The following is a 24155-nucleotide window of genomic DNA, read 5'->3' as shown; positions in this document are numbered from 1 at the left end:
TGAGGATCGCCTGACCGGCTCGTCGGGTTGGTCCGCGGACGCAGCCGCGACTCTGGGGCCATCGGGCCGTGGGCGCGGCGATCTTCGACCTCATGCCGGCGGAGCCCAGATGCCGTCAGGCGGACCACCCCTGCGAGCGGCATACTCGCCATCGTCGTCGAGGACGCGCTGCCAGGGCTCGCGGGCACCCCCCCCGCATCTCTCCAGCGTCTGCCAACGCAAGCCCCTTGATGCGCAGGTACTGCGCGCGGTTGTACGCACGCGACCGGGCGAGCCTGCGCTCAAAGTCGGCGCGGCCGTCGGCATCCCAGTTGGGCAATCTGAACCAGTCCTGGGCCGCGGGCGCAGTGTTTCGCCGCAGGAGCTCGCACGCTCGCGCAAAGGCCTGAGTGAGCATTTCGGTGTCGCGTCGGGAATGCCTGCCCGCCTTCACCGGCGTCCGGTTCGGTGAGCTGACCGCTCTCCGGGTGGCGCGGGTCGACCTCGCGCGCCTGGCACACGGCGGTCTCGTTGGCCATCGCCGCCGGGGTCAACGTCAAGGCGTGCAGTGGATGCTGGGGCACTCCTCGGCCGCCATGACGCCGACAACTACGCGGGCCTGTTCGGCGACGACGTGGATACCGTGGCGGCCCTGCTCGATTCCCATGTGCCACAAATGCGCCACAGCGGTGGAATCGAGGCGCCTCAGGGAGGTCGCAAGACGTCGCACAGGCCGCTGACCTGCGGATACGTGTGGTGGGGCAGGTCGGGCTTGAACCGACGACCGACGGATTATGAGTCCGCTGCTCTGACCGACTGAGCTACTGCCCCGGATGCTGCTGGCGCCGCACGGCGCCCGCGTGCGGCGATGCTATCGCGGGGTGCCCGCGGGACTTACACAGGTGCGGAGGCGCCGAGCCGGTCCCTCGGGTGGCACCCGTGAGGCGCAGGCGTTGCACGAGAACTGTGATTTCTCTGGTGCACATGTGGCTGTTGGTGCACAATAGGCTTCGTTGACCGCTCGCGGTCGACATGCAGACCGGTTGGACAGCAGCTGGGCCGAGAAGTGCAGAGGTCGTTGGGGAAGACGTCCCTCGCACACAGGAGGTCCCGGATGTCTGTCGCGATGCCGCGTGTCACGACCCGCGGGGTGGTGTTCATTCACTCCACCCCCAAAGCGCTGTGCCCGCACATCATGTGGGCCCTCGAGTCGGTGCTGGGCCAACGGCTCCACCTCGACTGGACCCCTCAGCCTGCCGGTGCCGCGCTGGTGCGCGCGGAGATCTCGTGGACCGGCGAGCCCGGCACCGGCGCCAAGCTCGCCTCGGCCCTGCGCGGGTGGGACAACCTGCGCTACGAGGTGACCGAGGAACCGAGCCCCGGCGCCGACGGTTCACGGTGGTCGCACACGCCGTCACTGGGGATCCACCACACCTGGACCTCCGCCGCTGGCGACGCCGTCGTCAACGAGGACCGCCTCCGCGAGGTGATCCGGCTCGCCCAGGGCTCGCCCGAGGCGATGGCCGAGATGCTCGACGAGCTGCTCGGGGTGGACTGGGACAACGAGCTCGAGCCCTTCCGGTATGCCGGTGACGGGGCCCCCGTGCGCTGGCTCCACAAGGTGGGGTGAGGGCGCAGAGAGGCCCAGCGCCGGGCGCTCACTTAGCCATACCGGGCTGCCTCCGGTAGCGTGGCCGGCCGATCCGGACCGACCCGGGAGGTCATTCGTGTACACCCTCGTCGTCCTGGCCGCCGTCGCCGCCGTTGTCGGCCTGCTGGGATTCGTGCTCACCTCGAGCACCAGCGACCGCCAGAGCCGCCACTCCGCGGGAACCGCCGCCGTGCCACGAGCGGGTGCCGCCACCTTGGCCCTGGGGCTTGCGGCCCTGCCCCTGGCCTTCGTCATGGACCGCACCGAGGTGGCGTTGTCCGCGCTGGCGCTGTGGTGGCTGACCCTGCCCTGGCTGGCCCTCACCTCCAGGCTCAACGCGTGGGCCCACGCCGCCTGGAGCCATGGCGCGGCTGGCGCCGGCGCAGGACTGGTGCTGCTGGCGTGGCAGGCGGTGACCCAGCAGCGCCCACTGGCCGCCGCCGTCGGCGTCTGGGCCCTATGGGGGCTGACCGCCGTCAGCGCCGTGCTGCTGCTCGCCTTCCTGCGCGAGGTCGCCGCGGAAGGGGGCCGTTGCAGGCTGGTGCCGCACCCGGCCTTCGGAGGCCTGTGGGCTGCCGGAGCGGCTGCTGCGCTCGTGCTGGGCATCGTGGCCCAGCCCACGCCGGAGGGGTCCACGCAGGCCACGGCCGCGCATCAGCCGACGGTTCCGGCCGCCACCGCACCCACGTCGCCGGGCGGCGGCCAGGCCGAGCACACGACGCACGCCCGGCCCAGTCCCACGACCACCGCGCCCTCGCGGACTGTCGCCACGACACCTGCAGCCCGGTCCGACCAGCGGACGCCGCGACCGACGACCACGACGTCCGCGACGCCGCGCACGACGACCAGTTCGCCGCGCTCCACGAGCACGACGGGTGAGCCCTCCACCGCGCAGCCGACGACCTCGTCGTCGACCACGACGAGCCCGCTCGACCTCGACATCTGGCCCACCCCGAAGAACCGCACACACACTCCACCCGGCAAGAAGTAACGGGCGGGCCCGCCGGACGGTCAGGGGCAGGGCGCCTTCAAGGCAGGACGGTGCCCCACCCTGGACATGATCAGCTCGTAGTCCTGACGGGTCACCAGCTCCATCGGCAGCGCCATGACCGCCTGGTTGGTGGGCTTGATGACCAGGACGTCGCCGAAGCGGACGACGCGGTCGATCGCGGTGTAGGGGATCTCGTAGCTGATGTCCGGTGTGGTCACGCGCAGCGTGCGTGGACCGAACGAGCTCGTCAGCAGCGACCCGGTGCGGGCCTGACCCTCCACCGCCCTCCTGACCTGGCTGGCGAGCGAGAGCTCCCACCACAGGTAGGAGACCGCGTAGAAGACGCAGAAGGCGGCCAGGCCGACGGCGGCGATGTCGTCCACCGACGCGGGACCGTGCCAGATCGGCGACTGGTGGAAGAACCAGAGCAGCACCGCCGTCAGCACCGCGGCGTTCAGGACGCGCGACACCCAGGTCCCCGGGTCGCGCCGCGCGAAGGCCTTCAGGGCTGCCATCTCGCGGCCGGGCAGGGACTCGTCGGCAAAGTACCGGTTGACCCCTGCCCCCTGGTTCCACGTCACACTCACTGCCGCCCGCCCCCTGTCCAAGCTGACTCACGCTATGGCCTGGTGAGAGGTGTCGGCCCCCAACGCCCGCAGGGTCACCCAAACGGGTGACCCTGCGGATGGGACGTCCTGGCGAGGTGGCTCGGCTAGACGCTCTTGAAGGTCAGGGCCACGTTGTGGCCGCCGAATCCGAAGGAGTTGTTGAGCGCCGCGATGTCACCTTCGGGCAGCTTGCGCGCCTCGTCCTTGACGACGTCGAGGTTGATCTCGGGGTCGAAGTCCTCGAGGTTGATCGTGGCCGGCGCCACCCGGTGGTGCAGGGCGAGCACGGTCAGCACCCCCTCGAGTGCACCGGCGGCCCCGAGAAGGTGACCGGTCATCGACTTCGTCGCGCTGACCGGCATACCGTCGGCCGCGTCGCCGAAGGCGCGCCGGATCGCGTTGGACTCCGCCACGTCGCCCACCGGCGTGGAGGTGGCGTGCGCGTTGATGTGCACGATGTCCGAGGCCGTGAGCCCGCCACGCTCGACGGCCTCCACCATCGCCCGCGAGGCGCCGGCGCCCTCGGGCTCGGGGGCGGCGATGTGGTGCGAGTCGGCCGACATGCCCACGCCGGCGATCTCGGCGTAGACCTTCGCGCCGCGCGCCCTGGCGTGCTCCTCGCTCTCGAGGACGATCACGGCCGCCCCCTCGCCGAGAACGAAGCCGTCGCGGCCAGTGTCGTAGGGCCGGGACGCGCGCTCCGGCTCGTCGTTGCGCTTCGACAGCGCCTGCATCGCCGCGAACCCGGCGAAGGGCAGCGGGTGCACCGCTGCCTCGGTGCCGCCGGCGACCACGACGTCGGCGCGGCCCGAGCGGATCATCTCCAGGGCGAAGCCCATGGCCTCGGCGCCGGACGCGCACGCCGACACGGTGGAGTGGGCGCCGGCGCGGGCGCCGAGCTCGAGCGAGACGTTGCCGGCAGGGCTGTTGGCCATGAGCATCGGCACCGCGAGCGGGAACACCCGCCGGGGGCCCTTCTCGCGCAGGTTGTCCCACTGGTCGAGAAGGGTCCAGACGCCGCCGATCCCGGTGCCGATGGCCACGGCGAGGCGCTCGGGCTCGACCTCGGGGCTTCCCGCGTCGGCCCACGCCTCGCGGGAGGCGATCATGGCGTACTGCGCGGACGGGTCGAGGCGGCGCGTCTCGACCTTGGTCAGCACCTCGGTCGGCGGGGTCTTGATCGTGGCGGCGAAGGTGACCGGGAGCTCGTACTTCTCCACCCAGTCGAACGTCATGGGGCGGGCGCCGGAGCGGCCCGCGAGGATCGCGTCCCACGTCTCGGCCACCGTGCCGCCGAGGGGGGTGGTGGCACCGAGGCCGGTGACGACGACACGTCGGGTGGCGGTCATGGGCGGTTCTGCTCCTTCGTCGGGGTCACGAGTGGTGGGGGGCGGGGCCGCGCTGGCCGTGGGGCCAGCGCGGCCGCCGCACGCGGGGGCTCAGCCCTGGTTCTTGGCGATGAAGCTGACGGCGTCGCCCACCGTGGTGAGGTTCTTGACCTCGTCGTCGGGGATGCGGACGCCGAACTTCTCCTCGGCGTTGACGACGATCGTCATCATCGACAGCGAGTCGATGTCGAGGTCCTCGGTGAAAGACTTGTCGGACTGGACCGAGTCGGTCGGCAGGCCGGTCTCCTCGTTCACGATCTCGGCGAGGCCCTCGAGGATCTCCTGCTCGCTCTGTGCCATCTGTCTGCTCCTTGAGTGTTGCGTTGGGTGGTTGCGTCTGTGCTGTGGCCCGATACACCCGTCAGGCCGGCGGGAGTCACGTCAGGGCAGGACCACGACCTGTGCGGCGTAGACGAGCCCGGCACCGAAGCCGATCTGGAGCGCGAGGCCCCCGCGGGGCGCCGACCCCTCACGCAGCATCCGCTCGGTCGCCAGGGGGATGGAGGCGGCGCTGGTGTTGGCGGTCTCGGCGATGTCGCGGGCCACGGCGATGTCGGAGGGCAGCTTGAGCTGCTTGATCATCGCGTCGATGATCCGCATGTTGGCCTGGTGCGGGATGAAGGCGTCGAGGTCCTCGGCGCGAACGCCGGCTGCGTCAAGGGCCTTCTGAGCGACCGGGGCCATGCCCCAGACCGCCCAGCGGAACACCGACTGCCCGGCCATGGTGATGGCGGGGAAGTCGATCTGCTTCTCGCGGGTCTCGATCCAGCTGTCGCGCTGGGAGATCGTCTTCCACTGCGAGCCGTCCGAGCCCCAGACGGTGGGGCCGATGGCCGGGGTGTCCGACGGTCCGACGATCGCGGCACCGGCGCCGTCGCCGAAGATGAACGCGCTGCCGCGGTCGTAGGGGTCGGTGAAGTCCGAGAGCTTCTCGACACCCACGACCAGCACGTGCGTGGCGCTGCCTCCACGGACCATGTCGTTGGCCAGCGCGATGCCGTGGCAGTAGCCGGCGCACGCGGCCGAGATGTCGAACGCGGCCGCCTGGATGCCGAGGCGGTCGGCGAGGATCGGCGCCGCGGCCGGCGTCTGGTAGGGGTGGGTGACCGTGGCGAGGACGACGGCGTCGATCTGCCCCGCCTCGAGCCCTGCCATGGCCAGCGCCTCGCGCGTGGCGTGCTCGGACATGTCGACGACCGTCTCGTCGGGGGCGGCGAAGCGGCGGCTGATGATGCCGGAGCGCTCGCGGATCCACTCGTCCGAGGAGTCGATCTTCTCGATCACCTCGGAGTTGGGGACGATCCGTTCCGGGCGGTAGGCGCCGATGCCCATGATGCGGGCGTGGGCCGCCCCCGTGGTGGTGACCGGGGTGCCGGTGCCCTTCGGGGCGAGAGGGGTCATGGCTCAGGCTTCCTGCTCGACAGAGGGGGAGGGGGCGGGCTGGCCGCCGTGCTCGCGGAGCATGCGCCGGGCGGCCTCGAGGTCGTCGGGGCTCTTCAGCGCGAGGGTCTCGACGCCCTTGAGGCCCCGCTTGGCCAGGCCGACGAGGGTGCCCGCCGGCGGCAGCTCGATGAGGCCGGAGACGCCGAGGTCGGCCAGCGTCTGCATGCACAGGTCCCAGCGCACCGGGTTGCTCACCTGGCTGACCAGGCGTGCGAGCACCTCGGCGCCGTCCCGCACCACCGCGCCGTCTGCGTTGGACACCAGCGCGACCGTGGGGGTGCTGGGGCTGAACCCTGCGGCCTGCCGCCCCAGCGCCTCGACAGCCGGGCCCATGTGGGTGGTGTGGAAGGCGCCCGCCACCTGGAGGGGGATGACGCGGGCGCGGGCCGGGGGGTCGGCCGTGAGCGCAGCGAGCTGCTCGAGGGTGCCCGCCGCGACGACCTGTCCGGCGCCGTTGTTGTTGGCCGGCGTCAGGCCGTGGCGCTCGAGGGTGGCGGCCACCTCTTCGGGGTCCCCGCCGAGGACGGCGCTCATGCCCGTGGGCGTCACGGCGCTGGCCGCCGCCATGCCGCGGCCCCGCTCCCGGACGAAGGCCATCGCGTCGGCGTCGGAGAGGACGCCGGCAGAGGCCGCCGCGGTGATCTCGCCCACCGAGTGCCCCGCCGTCACGGCCACGGCCGACGCGGGGTCGGCGTCACCGAAGAGGGCGGGGAGGCTGGCCAGGCCGGCCGCCACGATGAGCGGCTGGGCGACGGCCGTGTCCTTGATGGTGTCCGCGTCCGAGGTCGTGCCGTGGGCCACGAGGTCCAGGCCGGCCACCTCCGAGAGCGCCTCGAGCCGGGCGCGCACCGCGGGCAGCTCGAGCCAGGGCGTCAGGAAGCCGGGGGTCTGGGAGCCCTGTCCAGGGCAGACGATCGCGAGCACACCCCCAGCCTTCCGTCCGGGCCGTGACCGCACCGTGACCGAACGCCACCAACATCACGTGCCGGTGTTGGAGGATTCCTACAATTGCGGTGCGTCGGCGGCCGGGGCACTCTGACCCGTCCGCGGCGCGGGGCCGGCGCGGTGCGGGGGTGTGGCGAGCCGCCCCAGCGCCAGGGCGATGCGCACCGTGTGGGCGTCGTGGGCGTCGGTGAGGTCGTACCCGGTGAGGTCGGCGATCTTGCCCAGCCGGTAGCGGACGGTGTTGGGGTGCACGAACAGCAGGCGCGCCGTGCCCTCGAGGCCGTTGCCGCCCTCGAGGTAGACGGCCGCGGTCTGCAGGAGGTTGGCCCCGCTGCTGTCCGACAGGGGCCTCCAGATGCGCTCGAGCAGCTGCACGCGGGCCGCGGCGTCGCCGACGAGCACCCGCTCGGCCAGCAGGTCGTCGGCCGAGACCGGACGAGGGGCCTCCGGCCACGCGTGGGCGCACGACTGGCCCGAGAGCGCGGCACGGGCCGACCGTCCCGCGGCGAACAGGTGTGGCACCGTCGGGCCGACGACGATCGCGCCGTCGCCGAAGTGCCCGCCGAGCTCGCCGGCGGCGGCCAGCGCGTCGTCGACGTTGCCGAGGATGCACACCAGGCGTCGGCCCTGCACAGCGGCGAGCAGGTCGACCCCGAGCTTCGCCGCCGAGCGGCGCAGCCCGTCGACGACGCCCGCGGAGCCGCCCGGAGGGCTGCTGCCGGCGACCACGGCGACGCGTGTCGTGGAGCCCCACCCGAGGGCCGCCGCCCGCGACTGCATCGAGTCGTCGGCCTCCCCGCGCAGCACCGCGTCGACGACCAACCCCTCGAGCCGGGCGTCCCACGCGCCCCTGGCCTCGGCCGCGTGCGCATAGACCTCGGCCGCGGCGAAGGCGATCTCGCGGCTGTACCGCAGCACCGACTCGCGCAGCGCCTGCTCGCCCCCGGGCTCGGCGAGCTCGGTCGCGTGCTCCTCGACCGCGTCGACCACCGAGCGCACGAGGTCGAGCGTCTGCTTCAGGCTGATCGAGCGGGTCAGCTCCCGCGGGGCGGTGCCGAACACGTTGGCGGTCACCGGCTGCTGGCCTCCGCCGTCGCGCAGCCAGGAGATGAAGGCGGCGATGCCGGCCTGGGCGACCAGCCCCACCCACGAGCGGTCCTCGGCGGACAGGGCGCGGTACCAGTCGTGGCTGGTCTCCATCCTGCGGATGGCGGCGCTCGACAGGTCGCCCGCGCCACGCTCGACACGGCGCATCGTGGCGGCTGACACGGGCGCCTGGGCGGACGGCATACCCGCACTCTATTTGTATGCCGCCCACAACGGCGCCGTGGGCGCCGGTCAGGCTCCGGCCGCGTCCCGCCAGGAGTGCTCGGGCTCGTAGCCCAGCACACGCCGTGCCTTGTCGATGCACAGCAGGGTCTCGTGCTCGCCCAGGCTGCGGCGGACCTCGACGCCGGGGAACACCTCGGCCATCAGCTCGCCACTGGAGCGGCCCATCACCGTGTCTGCGTTGGCGATGACGAAGACGTCGGCCCCGGTGGCGTCGTGCTCCAGCGCCCGGCGCACGGCCTGGGCGCCGTCGCGGGCGTCGATGTAGCCCCACAGGTTCCACCTGCGCAGCTGAGGGTCGCGGTCGAAGTCCGGGAACCGTTCGTAGTCCTCGGGATCCATGACGTTCGAGAACCGCAGGCCGACCATCTTCAGGCCCGGGTCCCACCGGCAGAACTGCCGCGCCATCTCCTCCTCGAGCGTCTTGCCGAGCGAGTAGGTCGACTCCGGCCGGGGCGTGTACTCCTCGTCGACCGGCGCGTAGGGCGGCGGCGTGTCGAACGGCAGGCCGAGCACGGTCTCGCTGGAGGCCCAGACGACGTTGCGGATGCCGGCGGCCCGGCAGGCGGCGAAGACGTTGTAGGTCGACGGGACGTTGTTGGCGAAGGTGGTCGCGTTGGGCACCAGCCCGGGCGCGCGGATCGCCGCGAGGTGCACCACCGCCGCCACCGGCCCGTGCTCGTCGACGCCGCCGGTCAGCGCCGGCAGCACCTGCCCGTAGTCGGTGAGGTCGACGTCGAGGTACTCGCCGGGGTCGCCCTCCGGCAGCCGGCGGTCGAGGGCGAGGACGTCCCAGCCCTGGTCGCGCAGGTGGCGGACGACGGCGCGGCCGAGCTGCCCGGCCGCGCCGGTGACGGCGACGCGTCGCGGGTCGGGGGAGTGGTTCGACATGCCACCCATCCTGGCGTCGCGCGAGCACGCCCGCACGGCGGGGAGCGGAACGTCCCGGGCCCAGACGCAGGTATGCCGCCCGATCAGGTGAGCGGGCGGCATACCGGGTGGTGCCTGGTGGGGAGGGTCAGGCGTCGCCCCCGGCATTGCCCGACGTGCCGGCGGTGACGTCGAGCAGCCGGTAGCGGGATGCCGCCTCGCGCGCGGCGCTGGCGTCGACCTCGCCGCGGGCGGCCAGCATCTGCAGCGCCCGCACCGCGACGGACGGGCCGTCGATGTGGAAGAAGCGCCGGGCAGCCGGACGGGTGTCCGAGAAGCCGAAGCCGTCGGCGCCCAGGGAGGCGAAGTCGGTCGGTACCCACGGCTGGATCTGGTCCTGGACCTGCCGCATGTAGTCGGACACGGCCACGACCGGCCCGCGGGTCTCGCGCAGGCGCTGGGTGACGTAGGGAACCGGTGCGTCCTGGTCGGGGTGGAGGAACCTCTGCTCGTCGCAGCGCAGGCCGTCGCGCCGCAGCTCGTTCCAGGAGGTGACCGACCAGACGTCGGCCACGACGCCCCAGTCGTTGCGGAGCAGCTCCTGCGCCTCGAGCGCCCACGGCACACCGACGCCGGAGGCCAGCAGCTGCACGCGCGGCGGCGTCTCGCCCAGGCCCTCGCTTTTGCCGGGGGCGTAGAGGTGCATGCCCTTGAGGATGCCCTCGCGGTCGACGTGCTCGGGCTCGGCCGGCTGGGCCATCGGCTCGTTGTAGACCGTTAGGTAGTAGATGACGTTCTCCGGGCTCTCGCCATACATGCGCCGGAGGCCGTCCTCCATGATGTGCCCGATCTCGAACGCGAACGCCGGGTCGTACGTGACGACCGCGGGGTTGGTCGCGGCGAGCAGCGGGCTGTGGCCGTCGGCGTGCTGCAGGCCCTCGCCGGTCAGCGTGGTGCGGCCCGCGGTGGCGCCGATGAGGAACCCGCGGGTCATCTGGTCGGCGGCCGCCCAGATCGAGTCGCCGGTGCGCTGGAAGCCGAACATCGAGTAGAAGACGTAGATCGGCACCATCGGCTCGCCGTGCGTCGCGTAGGACGTGCCGGCCGCGGTGAACGCCGCCAGCGAACCCGCCTCGTTGATGCCGAGGTGCAGGATCTGGCCCTGCGCCGACTCCTTGTAGGCGAGCATCAGCTCGGCGTCGACCGAGGTGTAGTGCTGCCCGTGCGGGTTGTAGATCTTGATCGTCGGGAAGAACGAGTCCATGCCGAACGTGCGGGCCTCGTCGGGGATGATCGGCACGACGCGCTTGCCGAACTCCTTGTCGCGCATGAGCTCCTTGAGCAGCCGCACGAACGCCATGGTCGTGGCGACCTGCTGCTTGCCGGTGCCCTTCTTCACGACCGCGTAGGAGTCGTGCGACGGCAGCTCGAGCGGCTTGTGGTCGACGACGCGCTTCGGGAGGGAGCCGCCGAGCTTCTGGCGCAGCTCCTTCATGTACTGGATCGTCGGGTCGTCCTCACCGGGGTGGAAGTACGGCGGACGGTAGGGGTCGGCCTCGAGCTGCTCGTCGGTGATCGGCAGCTTGAGGCTGTCGCGCAGGCCCTTGAGGTCGTCCAGCGTGAGCTTCTTCATCTGGTGCGTGGCGTTGCGGCCGGCGAAGTGGCTGCCGAGGCCGTAGCCCTTGATGGTCTTGGCGAGGATGACCGTCGGCTGGCCGGTGTGCTCCGTCGCAGCCTTGTAGGCGGCGTAGACCTTGTGGTAGTCGTGCCCGCCGCGCTTGAGCTTCCACCAGACGTCGTCGTCGCTCCATTCCTTGACCATCTCGCGGGTGCGCGGGTCGCGGCCGAAGAAGTGCTCGCGGACATAGGCGCCGTCGTTGGCGCGGAAGGTCTGGTAGTCGCCGTCGCTCGTCTGGTTCATGATGTTGACCAGCGCACCGTCGCGGTCCTGGGCCAGCAGCGGGTCCCAGCCGCGGCCCCAGACGACCTTGATGACGTTCCAGCCGGCGCCGCGGAAGAACGACTCCAGCTCCTGGATGATCTTGCCGTTGCCGCGCACCGGGCCGTCGAGCCGCTGCAGGTTGCAGTTGATGACGAAGGTGAGGTTGTCGAGCTCCTCGCCAGCCGCCAGCTGCAGCAGGCCGCGCGACTCCGGCTCGTCCATCTCGCCGTCGCCGAGGAAGGCCCAGACGTGCTGCTGGCTGGTGTCCTTGATGCCGCGGTTCTGGAGGTACTTGTTGAACTGGGCCTGGTAGATGGCGTTCATCGGGCCGAGGCCCATCGACACCGTGGGGAACTCCCAGAAGTCCGGCATCAGGCGCGGGTGCGGGTAGGACGGCAGCGCGAGCGGCTTGCCGTCGACGAGGTGGCTCTTCTCCTGGCGGAAGCCGTCGAGCTGCTGCTCGCTGAGCCGTCCCTCGAGGAACGCGCGGGCGTACATGCCGGGGGAGGCGTGGCCCTGGAAGAAGATCTGGTCGCCGCCGCCCGGGTGGTCCTTGCCGCGCCAGAAGTGGTTGAAGCCCACCTCGTAGAGGGTCGCGGCCGACGCGTAGGTGGAGATGTGGCCGCCCACGGAGATGTCGGGGCGCTGCGCGCGGTGCACCATGACCGCGGCGTTCCAGCGGAGCCAGGCGCGGTAGCGGCGCTCGACCTCCTCGTCACCGGGGAACCAGGGCTCACGCTCCGGCGGGATGGTGTTGATGTAGTCGGTCGCGGTCAGCGACGGCACACCGAGCTGCTTCTCCCGCGCACGCTGGATCAGCTTGAGCATCAGGTAGCGCGCACGGGTCCGGCCACCCTCCTCGATGGCCCCATCGAGGGAGTCGAGCCACTCCTGGGTCTCGTCTGGGTCGATGTCCGGCAGCTGGCTGGGCAGGCCGTTCAGGATGGGTCCGGCCTGATCGCGTGCGGCCACGTCGTCGGTCCTTTCTCGGGCGTCGACCGCTGGTGTGCCGAGCGGCCACCAACCATCTTCCCCCCAAAGGAGGTGGACGTCACAACCAGGGTCGGCTACTGGGTGGTACCCCGCTCTGTGCTGGGGGAACACCCGCGAGGGGAGTCGCGCCCGAGGCCCTCCGCGGCCCGGTGGGGCCGTCTCGATTGGCCAGCCGGGAGCCGAGTTCGGAATACTCGTCGCCCGTATGTGCCCTGCGACCACGACCAGACCAGAGCCGGCGCCACCCCAGACGAGGCGCCAGCTGCGCAACCGCTTCCGCGGTGACATCGAGGGGATGCGGGCCATCGCCGTGCTCCTGGTCGTCGTCTTCCATGCCGGTGTGGGCGCGGTCAGCGGGGGCTTCGTCGGCGTCGACGTCTTCTTCGTGCTCTCCGGCTTCCTCATCACCGGGCTGCTCGTGGACGAGATCGCGCGCACCGGCACCATCTCGCTGGCCGACTTCTACGCCCGTCGCGTGCGCCGGCTCCTCCCGCTCTCGACGCTGGTGCTGGCGGCCACCGCGCTGGCGTCCTACCTCCTGGTGCCGCCCATCGACCGCAAGGGCATCGCGGTCGACCTCGCCGGCGCCGCCCTGTGGGGTGCCAACTGGCGCTTCGCAGCCGAGTCGACCCAGTACATGGCAGACACCGACAAGAGCCCGGTGCTCCACTACTGGTCGCTCAGCGTCGAGGAGCAGTTCTACATCGTCTGGCCGCTGCTCCTGATCTTGCTGGTGGGCCGGTCCGGGCTCGCCAAGCGGGCCTGGGGTGTGGCGGTCCGGCGGATCACCCTGGCGCTCACGGTCCTCATCGCGGTCTCGCTCGTCGCCTCCTGGCAGCAGACCGCGTCCGGCAGCGCCTTCGCCTACTTCGGGCTGCACACCCGCGCCTGGGAGCTCGGGATCGGGGCGGCCCTCGCCCTCGCCCGGCCCGTGCTGCCGCGCCTCCCGCGCCTGGCCGCCCACGCCGCGGCCGTGACCGGCGTCGTCATGATCGTGGGCTCGGCCCTGGTCATGGACGAGGCGACGCCGTTCCCGGGCACGGCAGCCCTGGTGCCTGTGCTGGGCGCCGCCCTGCTGGTCGGCGCGGGAGCCCGGCTGCCCGACCAGGGCGTCGCCCGGGCCCTGTCACACCCCGTCCTGCGCTACATCGGGCGGGTCTCCTACGCGTGGTACCTCTGGCACTGGCCGGTGCTCGTGCTGGTCAACGCGCGCTTCGGCACACCCAGCGCGACGGGCACCGGCGCGGCGCCCTGGCCGCTCGTCCTCGCTGCGGTCGCGTTGTCCTTCGCGCTGGCCGTCATCAGCCACTACCTGGTCGAGCAGCCCATGCGCAGCGCGGGCTTCCTCAAGGTCTCGAGGGGGCGCTCGCTGCGTGCCGGGGGCGCGCTCGTGGGCGTGGCGCTGGTCACGAGCTGTGGCCTCGCCGTGGGCTCCACGGTCTCCGAGGAGACCGTCGTGGCCACGCCGGGCACCTCGAGCACGGCCCCCGCCGGGAAGGTGTCGCCGACCCGGCCGGAGGAGGCCCGCAAGGACTCCCCGCCGGTGGACGGCTGCTACAACGGCCATGGTGGGGCCCAGGTCCCCGCGGCGGCGAAGTGCCGGGTCGGTCCTGCCGACGGTGGCAAGCGCACCATCGCCCTGGTGGGCGACTCGCACGCGACCAACTGGCGCGCGGCGATGACCAGCGCGGCCAAGGCCAAGGGCTGGACCGTCTACTTCTTCGGCAAGGCGTCCTGCAGCATCAACGACGTGCCGGTGTGGCTCGACCAGGAGAAGACCGAGTACGAGTCCTGCACCGAGTGGCGCGAGAAGGTCCTCGAGCGCCTCGCCTCCATCCCCGACCTCGACGCCGTCGTCGTGGGCCGCTACAAGAACTACGACACCCGGGTGGTGCTGCCCGACGGGTCCCTCACCACCGAGAAGACGGTCGGGCCGGTGTGGCAGGAGGGCGCCGAGCGCTCCTTCGCCGAGCTGGGGAAGATCGCCCCGCGCATCGTCGTGCTGCGCGACGTGCCCTGGCCCGGGCAGGACGTGCCGTCCTGCCTCTCGAAGCACCCCAAGGACGTCGAGCGGTGCTCGTTCGAGCGTGCCACGAACGCGCACCAGGACGAGGTGCTCTACGAGGCTGAGCGCAAGGCGGCGGCCGGCAGCAAGGGCATCGGCTTCGTCGACATGACGGACGTCATCTGCCCCGCCGAGCGCTGCCAGGTGGTCAGCCCCGAGGGCCGCATCATCTACCGCGACACGCACCACCTCACCGAGGGGTTCAGCGCGTCGGCGGGCCGGGCACTCGCCCAGCGGATCGAGGCGTCCCTCTAGGGAGCGGGCGCCCGTCTGGGTCAGAGTCCGAGGCGGTGGCCGCCGGCGTAGACCGTCAGGCGGGGCGGCCGGACGAACCCGACCAGCGTCATGCCCGCCTCCTGGGCCAGGTCGACGGCCAGCGACGACGGAGCGGACACCGAGGCGAGGGCGGGGATGCCGGCCATGACCGCCTTCTGCGTCAGCTCGAAGCTCGCCCGTCCACTGACGACGAGCACGTGGCCCGTCAGCGGGAGCAGGCCCTCGCGGCCGGCCCAGCCGACCACCTTGTCCACGGCGTTGTGGCGCCCCACGTCCTCGCGCACGGCCAGCAGTTCGCCCGCCGCGGTGAAGATGCCCGCAGCGTGCAGGCCGCCGGTGCGGTCGAAGACCTTCTGCTGCGTCCGGAGCGCGTCGGGCAGGCCAGCCACCACCTCCGGTGACAGGCGCACCGGGTCGTGCGCCACGGCATACCGGCTCTTGGTGGTGATCGCGTCGATGCTGGTCTTGCCGCACACCCCGCACGCGCTGCTGGTGTAGCTGCCCGAGCGCTCGGTGCGCGAGGTGTCGACCACCGTGCCGGGCGCGAGGGTGATGTCGACGACGTTGAAGGTGGGGGAGCCGGTCTCGTCCTCGTCGAGGCAGTGCATGGCGTGGTGCACCGCATCGGCGCCGGGCACGATGCCCTCGGTCAGCAGGTAGCCGATGGCGAGGTCGAAGTCGTCGCCCGGGGTGCGCATCGTGACGTACACGGACGTGCCTTCGACCCGGATCTCGAGCGGTTCCTCGACCGCGAGGGTGTCCGGGCGGCTCGACACGGCCGGGCCTCCGGGCTCGTCGACCACGACCCGGGTGCTCGGCACACGCCTCGTGACCCGTCCCACGACACGCACTGTATGCCGTGGGGGAGCCATGGCCGATAGTGGAGCCGTGGACAGGGAGCAGGGGAGGGAGCAGGGCTGGGAGCCGGTGGCGCTCTACGGTGACGAGGGGCCGACGTGGCGTGGGGTCTCGCCGAAGCTGGCGACGGCGAGGTCGGTCCTGGCCTCGGCGGTATGCGGCGTCGTGCTCGTCGCCGCCGTCGCCCTGTGGGCGGTGTCGGCGTGGTCGCCGCTGCTCGTCGTGGCAGGGGGCGCCGTCGCGGCCTGGCTGTGGCTGCTGTGGCTGGTGCGCCGTCAGGTCGCGGCGATCAGCTGGGCCGAGCAGGCCGAGGAGCTCGTCATCCGCCGTGGACGCCTCTGGCGCAGCCTGGTCAGCGTCCCCTACGGCAGGCTGCAGCTTGCCGACGTGCAGTCGGGCCCGCTGGCCCGGCACTTCGGCCTGGCCAGCGTGCAGATCCACACCGCGTCGCCCCGCAGCGGCGGCAGCATCCCCGGGCTGCCGGTCGAGGAGGCCGAGGCCCTCCGGGCGCGGCTGACCGAGCGCGGCGAGTCGCAACGGGCCGGTCTGTGACCCGACCCGACCCCGCCCCGCCGACCGACGGCTGGCGTCGCCTGCACCCGCTCTCGCCGCTGCTGCGCGGGGGGCTTGCCCTCGTCGCCGCCGGCGCGTGGCTGGTCAGCAACCAGCTCGACTCCTGGATGTCCGCATCGGAGCTCCAAGAGGGGCCGCCGCTGACCCTGCTCGGGGTGCTGGCCGCGGCCGGCCTGCTGGTCCTGGTGCTCACCTCGTGGCTGTCGTGGCGGGTCTCCCGGTTCCGGATCGGCGCGAGCACGCTCGAGGTCCGCACGGGGCTCGTGCTGCGCCAGCACCGGCAGGTCCGCTACGACCGGATCCAGGCCGTGGACCTGCGCCGCCCCCTCCTCGCCCGGCTCGCCGGGCTGTCCGAGGTGCGCGTGCAGTCGGCCGGGGCGGGATCGGACGCCCGCCTCGCCTACCTGCCGGACGCGGACGCCCACGAGGTGCGCCGCCGGCTCATGGCCCTGGCCGGCCGCGGTGACGAGCGCGCCCCGGAGGAGACGGCATCCCTCCCCGACGACCGGTCCGCGGACCGGGGCAGCCTGACGCTGGTGCGCGTGCCGGGCCGGCGGCTGCTGCAGGCGACCCTGTTCCGAGGTCGCACCCTCGCGGTGCTCGTGGGCGTGCCCACCCTGCTGTGGGCGCTGGCCACCGGGCGCGGCGGAGTCGTCGCGGTCGTCGGCCCCGCCCTGCTGGCCTTCGGCGGCAACACGGTCCAGGAGCTGGTCCGCGAGTGGGAGTTCCGCCTGCAGCGCGACCACGACGGCATCCACGTCAGCCACGGGCTGACCGAGCTGAAGGCGAGCAGCGTGCCGGTGCACCGTGTCCAGGCGGTTGCCCTCCGTCAGCCCGTGCTCTGGCGGGCACCGGGCTGGTGGCGCATCGAGGTCAACGTCGCCGGCGTCGGCGAGGGCAGTGACGACGGAGCCACCGTGCTGCTGCCGGTGGGGACTGTGCAGGAGGCCCTGACGACCCTGCGGGTGCTGCGGCCCGACCACGACGTGCGCGCCGCGCTGGCCGGCATGACCGGCGCGGGCGTGGCAGCGCCGGAAGGGGAAGGTGGTCTCCCACCCGGCAGCACGGCATACACGGTGGCGCCGCCACGGGCGGTGTGGCTCAGCCCGCTGGTCCGCCGGCGCCATGGGTATGCCGTGACACCGGACGCGCTGCTCGTGTGCGGCGGACGGGTGCGCCGCTTCGTGGAGGTCGTGCCCCACGCCCGGGTGCAGTCGCTGCGGCTGCGGCAGGGGCCGCTGCAGAGGCGGCTGGGGCTGGCGACGGTGGAGGTGCTGACCACCCCCGGGCCAGCGCGGCCACGTGCGCGACACCTCGACGCCGGCGAGGCCACCCGGCTGCTGAACGCGCAGGTCGGCCGCTCGAGCCGGGCGCGGGAGCGGGTGCAGTGAGGCCGGCGCTGCCCAAGGGATGGCCAAACGGGTGGGAATCTCGGCAATCGGTTGCGCGAAGGGCCTCGAACCGGGTGGACTGTGCGGCACAGGTCGAGAAGCGAGGACGGAGAAGGGTGTGAGTACCTCCGCGCAAGCGGCGGCGCCGGGGAGTGCGGCGGGCAAGCTGGGTTTCACCGTGGGGCAGGTCATCCAGGAGTTCGGCTACGACTCCGATGTCGATGACGACCTGCGCTTCGCCATCGAGGACCTCACGACGAACGAGCTCGAGGACGAGGACTACGGGGACGTCGCGGATGCCGCCATGATCTGGTGGCGTGACGACGACGGCGACCTCGTCGACATGGTCGTGGACGCCCTCACCAACCTCGCCGACCACGGCTTCATCGTCGTGCTCAGCCCCAAGGCGGGTCGTTCGGGCCACGTCGACGCCAGCGACATCGAGGAGGCGGCCACGACGGCGGGCCTGCACACGTCGGGCACGGTGAACGCCTGCGAGGACTGGACCGCCACCAAGCTGGTCGCACCCAAGTCGGCGCGGCGCTGAACTGGCTGGCACACTGGCCGGCATGACGCAGACGACCCACCCGACGGCGCTCGCCGTGGGCGCCACCGCCCCCGACTTCACCCTGAAGGACCAGAACGGCCAGGACATCTCTCTGTCGGAGTTCCGGGGCCAGAAGAACGTCGTGCTCGTCTTCTACCCCTTCGCCTTCTCGGGCATCTGCACCGGTGAGCTGTGCGAGATCCGCGACGACCTCGGGTCGTTCGTCTCCGACGACGTGCAGGTGCTCGCCATCTCGTGCGACCACATGTTCAGCCAGCGCGCCTGGGCCGACAAGGAGGCCTACTTCTTCCCGCTGCTGTCCGACTTCTGGCCGCACGGCGAGGTCGCCCAGGCCTACGGCGTCTTCAACGACAGGGCCGGCGCAGCGCTGCGCGGGACCTTCCTCATCGACCGCGACGGCACCGTCCGCTGGAGCCTGGTGAACCCGATCGGCGAGGCGCGCGACTTCTCCGGCTACCACGAGGCCCTCAAGCAGCTGGCGTGAGGCCGTGCTGACAGAATGACCCACCACACCCGGCGGGCCGGCCCGTGCCTGCCCGCCCGGGGCCTGTAGCTCAGTTGGTAGAGCACCGCGTTTACACCGCGGGTGTCGTCGGTTCGAGCCCGGCCGGGCCCACGTGCAGCACCAGCAGCCGACCCTGGCCGACGTCGTCGGCGCCCTGGAGGGCCTCTACCCGCCCTCGACCGCGCAGTCGTGGGACCAGGTGGGCCTGGCGGCCGGCGACCCCGCCCAGCCCGTGCGCCGCATCCACTTCGCGGTCGACCCCACCCTGGCCGTGATCGAGGAGGCCCGGGAGTGCGGTGCCGACCTGCTGGTCACCCACCACCCGCTGCTCCTGCGGGGCGTGCACAGCGTCGCGACCACCACCGCCAAGGGCGCCAGCGTCACGAGCCTGGTCAGCGGGGGAGTGGCGCTCTACGTCGCGCACACCAACGCAGACATCGCCTCGCCCGGAGTCTGCGACGCGCTCGCCGCGGCGTGCGGGCTCACCGCCCTCGAGCCCCTGGCCGTCGTCGAGGGCCAGCCCCTCGGCCGGGTGGGCATGCTCCCGGGCCCGACGTCGCTCGCCGACTTCGCCACTTTCCTGTGTGCCGCGCTGCCCCGGGCTGCGGGCGGCATCCGGGTGGCCGGGCCCCCCGACGCGACCGTGCGACGGGTGGCGGTCGTGGGTGGTGCCGGCGACGACATGTTCGAGCACGTCCGCACCAGCGGCGCCGACGTGTACGTCACCGCCGACCTGCGCCACCACCCGGTGCTCGAGGCGCGGGAGGAGTCCCGTGGCGGGCCGCCCTACCTCGTCGACGCCGGCCACTGGGCGACCGAGTCGGTGTGGCTCACCAGTGTCGAGGAGCGGCTGCGGGCGGCACTTGCCGAGCTCGGGGACGCGGGCACTACGGTGGAGACCCACATTTCCAGATTGCGCACCGACCCGTGGGACTTCGTGGTCGGGGCCGAGGCTCCCGGAGGTACGTCCTGAAAGCCGACCCGTCCCGCCAGTGGCGACTGCTCGACCTGCAGGCCATCGACACCCGCCTGGACCAGATCGCCCACGCGAAGAAGACGCTCCCGCAGATCGCGACCCTGAAGGACCTGCACACGCAGGCCGAGCTCCTCGACACCGAGCTCGTGCGGGTCCGCACCGAGCTCAGCGACGTGCAGCGCGAGGTGGCGAAGGCGGAGGCCGACGTGCAGCTCGTGCGCGACCGGGCGGCCCGCGACCAGGCTCGGCTCGACTCGGGCACCGGGACCGCCAAGGACCTCCAGGCACTCCAGCACGAGATGCAGTCCCTCGCCCGGCGGCAGGCCGAGCTCGAGGACGTCGAGATCGAGATCATGGAGCGGGCCGAGGCGGTCGAGACCGAGCTGGCGCGGCTGGAGGGCAAGCACGCCGAGCTGGCGGGCAAGCTCGAGGAGGCCCAGGCCGCCCACGACTCCGCCGTGGCCGACCTCGATGCCGAGGCGGTGCGCGTGGCAGCTCCCCGGGCGGACGTCGTGGCCGGCGTGGGTGAGGACCTCGTCGCGCTCTACGAGAAGGTGCGGGCTGCCAGTGGCGGCCTGGGCGCGGCTGCCCTGAGCCACCGGCGCTGCGGCGGTTGCCAGCTCGAGCTGAACTCCGTGGACATCAGCCGCATCAAGGCGGCCGCGGCCGACGAGGTGCTGCGCTGCGAGGAGTGCCGCCGCATCCTCGTGCGCACCGCCGAGTCGGGCCTCTGACGGGCGTGGGCCGCGCACTCGTCGTCGAGGCGGACGGGGGCTCGCGGGGCAACCCGGGAGTGGCCGGCTGGGGCGCGGTGGTGCTCGACGGCACGAGTCGCGACCTGCTGCACGAGGGCTGCGCACCGCTGGGCCAGGCCTCCAACAACGTCGCCGAGTACACCGGCCTCATCGAGGGCCTGCGGGCCGCGCAGGGCATCGACCCGGCGGCGGACATCCGGGTGCGGATGGACTCCAAGCTGGTCGTCGAGCAGATGTCGGGCCGCTGGAAGATCAAGCACGAGGACATGAGGCGCCTGGCGCTGGTGGCCCGTGACGTGGTGGCCGAGATCAGCCGCGCGGGCGGGTCCGTGACCTTCGAGTGGATCCCCCGCGAGAAGAACAAGCTCGCCGACGCCCTGTCCAACCGCGGCATGGACGGCGTGACGCTCAGCCGCCTGGTCGCGATCGAGGAGGGCACGCCCGACACCAGCGTCGCAGAGGCCGTCGACGAGGTGGTCGACCCGGCGCCCTCGGGCACCGCGGCCCCGGTCGGGGTGGGCCCCGACCTCGGCACCCCGACCCGGATCCTCCTCGTGCGGCACGGCGTCACGGACTTCACCGCCGAGGGCCGGCTCGACGGCCGCGGCGGCGCCGACCCCTCGCTGAACGCCTCCGGCCGGTCGCAGGCCGCGGCGGCCGGCCGGGCCGCCGCCCATCTGCTCGGTGGCGCCCCGGCCCGGCTGGTGACCTCGTCGCTGACCCGGGCCGTCGAGACGGGGGCGGCCGTGGCCGAGGCCACCGGTCTCGAGCCCGAGGTCGACCCCGACTGGGACGAGCAGAACTTCGGCGACTGGGACGGAGCCAGCGTCGCCGACCTCGTGCGGGAGGACCCGCAGGCCCTGCAGGCGCTGCGCAACGACCCCGGCTACGCCCGGCCCGGGGGAGAGACGCACGAGCAGATGGCCAAGCGGGTGCTGGCCGCCTTCGAGCGCTGCGTCGCCGCCGGCGGCATCACGGTGGTGGTCTGCCACCGCAAGCCGATCATGACCGTGCTGGCACACCTGCTGAAGATGCCGCACGAGACGATCTGGCGGCTGGCCGCGGCCCCGGGGTCGCTCACCGCGGTGGAGGTCTGGGCCGACGGCAACGCGTCGGTGGCCTTCACCAACCGCACCTGACGCGGCCTCGACGTGTGCCTCAGGCGTCGAGGACGTGGACGACCACCGGCTGGTCGGCGTTGTTGGTGAACCCGCCGAGGTTCCAGCGGGGTGCCAGCGGCTGCTCGCGCCCGGTGTTGTCGCGGGCGCGGGCGCGCAGCACGTGGGTGCCGCGGGTCGCGGTCCACGGGAGCGAGAACCGGCGCCAGGCCCAGCGGTGGTCGCCGGCCTCGACCTCGGCCTCGGCCCAGGTGTCCCCGTCGTCGGTGCTGACCGACACAGCCACCACCGGGCCCCAGCCCGACCACGCCCTGCCGGTGAGGGTGACCGGCCCCGGCCGGAGGATGCGCTCGCGCGTGAGGAAGTCGGGGTCACCGGGCGGCACCAGCAGGGCGCGGGGCTCGATGCGGGTGACCGGGTCGCCGGGCTCGTCGGGCTCCTGCCGCAGCCGGTAGCCGACCGCGTTCTGGTAGCCGTCGTAGGGCTCGTCGAGGACCCGGATGTGGACGAGCCACTTCACGTGGGCCATGCCGTACCAACCGGGCACCACGAGCCGCACCGGGAAGCCGTGCTGGGGCGGCAGGGGAGCGCCGTTCATCTCGTAGGCCACCAGCACGTCGTCGGCGAGCGCGTCGGTCAGGGACAGGCCTCGCTCGTAGTCCTGCTCGACCCCGCGCTCGAAGCCGTGGTCGGCCCCCGTGAAGGCGACGTCGACGGCGCCACCCGTCGGCGCCGCGTCGCGCAGCAGGTCCTTCAGCGGCACCCCGGTCCACTCGGCCGTCCCCACCGCGCCTGAGAGCCACGGCTGGCTGACCGGCCGTGGGGCCAGGGCGGCCCGGCCGTTGCCCGCGCACTCGAGCGTCACCCGCACGGTGTGTGCGGGCATCGAGCGCAGCGACTCGAGGTCGAGCTCGAGGGGCCGTTCGACGCAGCCGTCGAGGCGCAGCCGCCAGGTCGCCGGGTCCACCGCGGGGATGTCGTAGTGGGTGAGGACGTAGTGCAGGCCCGGTGGCGTGAGGTCGTCCCGCAGGGCCTCCTGCGGCATCGCGTGGTTCCGGCTGGCGAGCAGCAGCTCCTCGAGGCTGATGCCCTCGCCCGGCCCGGCGACGCGCCCCGGTTCGAGGCGGCTGGGAGTGACTGCCATGGTGACCACCTCCGCCCCTAGAGCGTACGCCGGGAGGCGAGGGCCGGGGAGAGGGCTGAAGGGCGTCCACGACGTGGGCCGACGGTCTCGGCATGTGGCCACTCACCTACGCTGGGCGCATGAACGAGAGCTACGCCGGTGACGTGACACCGCAGGAGGCGTATGCCGTGCTCGGCAATGACGGGGACGCGGTCCTCGTCGACGTGCGGACCACCGCCGAGTGGAGCTACGTCGGGCTGCCGGACCTCAGCGTGCTGGGCCGGAAGGTCCTCTGCGTGGAGTGGCAGCGCTACCCGGACGGCTCGGTGAACCACGGCTTCGTCGACGAGCTGCGCTCGGCCGGGCTGCCCGACGGGGCGCCGCTGTACTTCCTGTGCCGCTCAGGGGTGCGGTCGGTGGCCGCCGCGAAGGCCGCGACCGCGGCCGGCCTCGGACCGGCATACAACGTCCTCCACGGTTTCGAGGGGCCGCACGACGAGCACGGCCACCGTGCGGTCGCCGGCTGGAAGAACGAGGGGCTCCCGTGGCGGCAGGGATGAGCGGGGAGGGCCTGCGCCCCGACACCCTGGCGGTGCGGGGCGGGCTGATGCGCAGCGGCTTCGACGAGACGGCCGAGGCCATCTTCCTGACCTCCGGGTTCGTCTACGACAGCGCCGAGCAGGCCGAGGCGGCGTTCAAGGACGAGATCGACAAGTTCATCTACTCGCGCTACGGCAACCCCACGGTCGCCATGTTCGAGGAGCGGCTGCGGCTGCTCGAGGGCGCCGAGGCGTGCTTCGCCACCGCCTCCGGCATGTCCGCGGTCTTCGTGGCGCTGTCGGCGCTGCTCGGCCAGGGTGACCGGGTGGTCGCCTCACGCGGGCTGTTCGGCTCGTGCTTCGTGATCCTCGACGAGATCCTGCCGCGGTGGGGCGTGGAGACGGTGTTCGTCGACGGCCCCGACCTCGACCAGTGGAAGGACGCGCTCTCGGAGCCGACGACCGCGGTCTTCTTCGAGACGCCGAGCAACCCCATGCAGGAGCTCGTGGACATGCGGGCGGTCGCCGACCTCGCGCACGCCGCCGGCGCCCAGGTGGTCGTCGACAACGTCTTCGGCACCCCGGTCTTCTCGCGGCCCCTGGAGCACGGCGCCGACGTGGTCGTCTACTCCGCCACCAAGCACATCGACGGGCAGGGCCGCGCGCTCGGGGGAGCCGTCCTCGGTCGTGCGGAGTTCATCGACGGGCCGGTGAAGAACCTCATGCGGCACACCGGGCCGGCGATGTCGCCCTTCAACGCCTGGGTGCTCGTCAAGGGGCTCGAGACGATGTCGCTGCGCGTGCACCGCCAGGCCGAGTCCGCGCTCACGCTCGCCCGCGCGCTGGAGGCGCACCCGCGCGTGCGCCGCGTGGTCTACCCGTGGCTGGAGTCGCACCCGCAGCACGAGCTGGCCAGGGCACAGATGTCCGGTGGCGGCACCGTCGTCACCTTCGAGATCGACGGTGGCAAGGACGAGGCCTTCGCGGTGATGAACGCCCTGCGCATCGTCGACATCAGCAACAACCTCGGCGACGCCAAGTCGATGGTCACCCACCCGGCGACCACGACGCACCGCCGGCTGAGCCCGGAGGCGCGGGCGGCCGTGGGAATCACCGACGGCACCATCCGCATCTCCATCGGACTCGAGGACCCGGCCGACCTGGTCGAGGACGTCACCGCAGCCCTGGGCTGAGGCTCGCTCCTGCTCGTTCGGGGTATTGCCGTGCATGATGACGCGCGCGAATACCCCGAACGGGGCGGGGAGGCCG

At 72.5% G+C, this 24155-nt stretch carries 22 protein-coding genes and 2 tRNA genes; 13 read left to right on the top strand and 11 right to left on the bottom strand.

What is annotated here, in order from left to right; all coding sequences use genetic code 11:
• Positions 1-733: 733 nt before the first annotated feature.
• A tRNA-Ile gene (locus P0Y31_RS17830) sits at positions 734-810 on the bottom strand.
• 283 nt (positions 811-1093) lie between these two features.
• Here P0Y31_RS17830 and P0Y31_RS17825 point away from each other — a divergent pair.
• Positions 1094-1609 (top strand): DUF3145 domain-containing protein, encoded by a 516-nt coding sequence (locus tag P0Y31_RS17825; RefSeq protein WP_275871874.1) that lies wholly within the window; start codon positions 1094-1096, stop codon positions 1607-1609.
• 97 nt (positions 1610-1706) lie between these two features.
• On the top strand, positions 1707-2621 hold the full coding sequence (locus P0Y31_RS17820; RefSeq protein ID WP_275871872.1) for a hypothetical protein: 915 nt from the start codon (positions 1707-1709) through the stop codon (positions 2619-2621).
• Positions 2622-2641: 20 nt separating this feature from the next.
• Here P0Y31_RS17820 and P0Y31_RS17815 read toward each other — a convergent pair whose 3' ends face one another.
• From P0Y31_RS17815 to aceE, 8 genes are all read right to left on the bottom strand, one after another.
• The gene (locus tag P0Y31_RS17815; protein WP_275871870.1) at positions 2642-3208 is read right to left on the bottom strand and encodes a hypothetical protein; all 567 of its coding nucleotides are present in this window, start codon (positions 3206-3208) and stop codon (positions 2642-2644) included.
• 125 nt (positions 3209-3333) lie between these two features.
• Complete coding sequence (gene fabF, locus P0Y31_RS17810; RefSeq protein WP_275871868.1) at positions 3334-4578, bottom strand: beta-ketoacyl-ACP synthase II; 1245 nt, start codon at positions 4576-4578, stop codon at positions 3334-3336.
• Positions 4579-4668: 90 nt separating this feature from the next.
• A complete protein-coding gene (locus P0Y31_RS17805; RefSeq protein WP_275871866.1) occupies positions 4669-4917 on the bottom strand; it encodes an acyl carrier protein in 249 nt (82 codons plus the stop codon).
• Between the two features lie 81 nt (positions 4918-4998).
• Positions 4999-6018, bottom strand: coding sequence for a beta-ketoacyl-ACP synthase III (locus tag P0Y31_RS17800; RefSeq protein ID WP_275871864.1), 1020 nt, complete (start codon positions 6016-6018; stop codon positions 4999-5001).
• Positions 6019-6021: 3 nt separating this feature from the next.
• Positions 6022-6984, bottom strand: coding sequence for an ACP S-malonyltransferase (locus P0Y31_RS17795; RefSeq protein ID WP_275871862.1), 963 nt, complete (start codon positions 6982-6984; stop codon positions 6022-6024).
• A 78-nt stretch (positions 6985-7062) separates the two neighbouring features.
• Positions 7063-8295 (bottom strand): helix-turn-helix domain-containing protein, encoded by a 1233-nt coding sequence (locus P0Y31_RS17790; RefSeq protein WP_275871860.1) that lies wholly within the window; start codon positions 8293-8295, stop codon positions 7063-7065.
• Between the two features lie 48 nt (positions 8296-8343).
• Positions 8344-9225, bottom strand: coding sequence for an NAD(P)-dependent oxidoreductase (locus tag P0Y31_RS17785; RefSeq protein WP_275871858.1), 882 nt, complete (start codon positions 9223-9225; stop codon positions 8344-8346).
• A gap of 127 nt (positions 9226-9352) precedes the next feature.
• The gene (aceE, locus tag P0Y31_RS17780; RefSeq protein WP_275871855.1) at positions 9353-12118 is read right to left on the bottom strand and encodes a pyruvate dehydrogenase (acetyl-transferring), homodimeric type; all 2766 of its coding nucleotides are present in this window, start codon (positions 12116-12118) and stop codon (positions 9353-9355) included.
• Between the two features lie 226 nt (positions 12119-12344).
• Here aceE and P0Y31_RS17775 point away from each other — a divergent pair, with 226 nt between their 5' ends.
• Positions 12345-14459, top strand: a complete 2115-nt coding sequence (locus tag P0Y31_RS17775) for an acyltransferase family protein (RefSeq protein WP_275871853.1) — start codon at positions 12345-12347, stop codon at positions 14457-14459.
• Positions 14460-14479: 20 nt separating this feature from the next.
• Here P0Y31_RS17775 and fdhD read toward each other — a convergent pair whose 3' ends face one another.
• A complete protein-coding gene (gene fdhD / locus P0Y31_RS17770) occupies positions 14480-15322 on the bottom strand; it encodes a formate dehydrogenase accessory sulfurtransferase FdhD (protein ID WP_275871851.1) in 843 nt (280 codons plus the stop codon).
• Positions 15323-15368: 46 nt separating this feature from the next.
• Here fdhD and P0Y31_RS17765 point away from each other — a divergent pair, with 46 nt between their 5' ends.
• From P0Y31_RS17765 to P0Y31_RS17730, 8 genes are all read left to right on the top strand, one after another.
• On the top strand, positions 15369-15890 hold the full coding sequence (locus tag P0Y31_RS17765; protein WP_275871849.1) for a PH domain-containing protein: 522 nt from the start codon (positions 15369-15371) through the stop codon (positions 15888-15890).
• The gene (locus P0Y31_RS17760) at positions 15887-17302 is read left to right on the top strand and encodes a PH domain-containing protein (protein WP_275871847.1); all 1416 of its coding nucleotides are present in this window, start codon (positions 15887-15889) and stop codon (positions 17300-17302) included. Before P0Y31_RS17765 ends, P0Y31_RS17760 begins: the two co-directional genes overlap by 4 nt.
• A 118-nt stretch (positions 17303-17420) precedes the next feature.
• Positions 17421-17849, top strand: coding sequence for a DUF3052 domain-containing protein (locus P0Y31_RS17755; protein ID WP_275808477.1), 429 nt, complete (start codon positions 17421-17423; stop codon positions 17847-17849).
• A 22-nt stretch (positions 17850-17871) separates the two neighbouring features.
• On the top strand, positions 17872-18354 hold the full coding sequence (locus tag P0Y31_RS17750) for a peroxiredoxin (protein WP_275871845.1): 483 nt from the start codon (positions 17872-17874) through the stop codon (positions 18352-18354).
• Positions 18355-18413: 59 nt separating this feature from the next.
• Positions 18414-18486: transfer RNA gene (locus P0Y31_RS17745), tRNA-Val, on the top strand.
• Between the two features lies 1 nt (position 18487).
• The gene (locus tag P0Y31_RS17740) at positions 18488-19348 is read left to right on the top strand and encodes a Nif3-like dinuclear metal center hexameric protein (RefSeq protein ID WP_275871843.1); all 861 of its coding nucleotides are present in this window, start codon (positions 18488-18490) and stop codon (positions 19346-19348) included.
• Positions 19303-20085 (top strand): C4-type zinc ribbon domain-containing protein, encoded by a 783-nt coding sequence (locus tag P0Y31_RS17735; RefSeq protein ID WP_345803650.1) that lies wholly within the window; start codon positions 19303-19305, stop codon positions 20083-20085. The genes P0Y31_RS17740 and P0Y31_RS17735 overlap by 46 nt, the downstream gene beginning before the upstream one ends.
• A gap of 5 nt (positions 20086-20090) precedes the next feature.
• The gene (locus tag P0Y31_RS17730) at positions 20091-21245 is read left to right on the top strand and encodes a bifunctional RNase H/acid phosphatase (RefSeq protein ID WP_275871841.1); all 1155 of its coding nucleotides are present in this window, start codon (positions 20091-20093) and stop codon (positions 21243-21245) included.
• A gap of 19 nt (positions 21246-21264) precedes the next feature.
• On the opposite strand, the gene P0Y31_RS17725 is transcribed toward P0Y31_RS17730, so the two are convergent.
• Complete coding sequence (locus P0Y31_RS17725) at positions 21265-22368, bottom strand: sulfite oxidase (RefSeq protein WP_275871839.1); 1104 nt, start codon at positions 22366-22368, stop codon at positions 21265-21267.
• A 119-nt stretch (positions 22369-22487) separates the two neighbouring features.
• Between P0Y31_RS17725 and P0Y31_RS17720 the strand changes: the two genes are divergently transcribed.
• Positions 22488-22907, top strand: a complete 420-nt coding sequence (locus tag P0Y31_RS17720; protein WP_275871837.1) for a rhodanese-like domain-containing protein — start codon at positions 22488-22490, stop codon at positions 22905-22907.
• The gene (locus P0Y31_RS17715) at positions 22904-24079 is read left to right on the top strand and encodes an O-succinylhomoserine sulfhydrylase (protein WP_275871948.1); all 1176 of its coding nucleotides are present in this window, start codon (positions 22904-22906) and stop codon (positions 24077-24079) included. The genes P0Y31_RS17720 and P0Y31_RS17715 overlap by 4 nt, the downstream gene beginning before the upstream one ends.
• The last annotated feature ends 76 nt before the right edge of the window (positions 24080-24155 follow it).

It is taken from the genome of Knoellia sp. 3-2P3 (assembly GCF_029223115.1).
In the GTDB taxonomy this organism is placed as follows: domain Bacteria; phylum Actinomycetota; class Actinomycetes; order Actinomycetales; family Dermatophilaceae; genus Pedococcus_A.
Note: the sequence above shows the minus strand (reverse complement) of the source record. Positions and strands in the feature narration are given on the sequence as shown.

Coding starts and splice junctions, on each gene's coding strand:
- P0Y31_RS17805 (WP_275871866.1), bottom strand. CDS start 4,917: ATGGCACAGAGCGAGCAGGAGATCCTCGAGGGCCTCGCCGAGATCGTG.
- P0Y31_RS17725 (WP_275871839.1), bottom strand. CDS start 22,368: ATGGCAGTCACTCCCAGCCGCCTCGAACCGGGGCGCGTCGCCGGGCCG.
- P0Y31_RS17825 (WP_275871874.1), top strand. CDS start 1,094: ATGTCTGTCGCGATGCCGCGTGTCACGACCCGCGGGGTGGTGTTCATT.
- fabF (WP_275871868.1), bottom strand. CDS start 4,578: ATGACCGCCACCCGACGTGTCGTCGTCACCGGCCTCGGTGCCACCACC.
- P0Y31_RS17715 (WP_275871948.1), top strand. CDS start 22,904: ATGAGCGGGGAGGGCCTGCGCCCCGACACCCTGGCGGTGCGGGGCGGG.
- P0Y31_RS17720 (WP_275871837.1), top strand. CDS start 22,488: ATGAACGAGAGCTACGCCGGTGACGTGACACCGCAGGAGGCGTATGCC.
- P0Y31_RS17775 (WP_275871853.1), top strand. CDS start 12,345: ATGTGCCCTGCGACCACGACCAGACCAGAGCCGGCGCCACCCCAGACG.
- P0Y31_RS17790 (WP_275871860.1), bottom strand. CDS start 8,295: ATGCCGTCCGCCCAGGCGCCCGTGTCAGCCGCCACGATGCGCCGTGTC.
- P0Y31_RS17800 (WP_275871864.1), bottom strand. CDS start 6,018: ATGACCCCTCTCGCCCCGAAGGGCACCGGCACCCCGGTCACCACCACG.
- P0Y31_RS17785 (WP_275871858.1), bottom strand. CDS start 9,225: ATGTCGAACCACTCCCCCGACCCGCGACGCGTCGCCGTCACCGGCGCG.
- P0Y31_RS17750 (WP_275871845.1), top strand. CDS start 17,872: ATGACGCAGACGACCCACCCGACGGCGCTCGCCGTGGGCGCCACCGCC.